This window comes from Dysgonomonas sp. UBA7630, assembly GCF_002483985.1.
Taxonomy (GTDB): Bacteria; Bacteroidota; Bacteroidia; order Bacteroidales; family Dysgonomonadaceae; genus Dysgonomonas.
The window spans coordinates 6,563-6,903 of record NZ_DLIY01000036.1 but is presented as its reverse complement, the minus strand read 5'-3'; the positions used below and the strand labels follow the sequence as shown (position 1 = coordinate 6,903).

Sequence of the window (341 nt, the reverse complement as noted above, 5' to 3'; positions counted from 1 at the left end):
GACCTGAGCTGCATCTAATGCTTCTTTTGCTTTCCTATCCCTCTTCTTTTGTTCCCTCCAGGCTTCACGTTGATATTTATCGGTTGTATCTCCTGTCATTATAAGTGGGAATGCCAAAATTACAACTAATGGAGAAACAGTAATACCGGCTGAACCTGACATAACAGCAATAGGTATAGCTGATGCTTCTTTTTGTTTTTTATTAGGAGGATCACCAGGATCACGTCCATCCTTATCTACAAATCTCAACGGATTATTATAGCAATATGCATACGGCGATATTGAATAATATTTTTCCGCATGTGGATCAACACACGTAAACCCTCCTATTGCGCTTTCAT

General features: G+C 39.3%; 1 pseudogene. It reads right to left on the bottom strand.

Going from position 1 to position 341, the window contains the following annotated elements:
- Window positions 1–341: pseudogene (locus B3P17_RS14160) on the bottom strand (hypothetical protein); the annotation flags it as partial.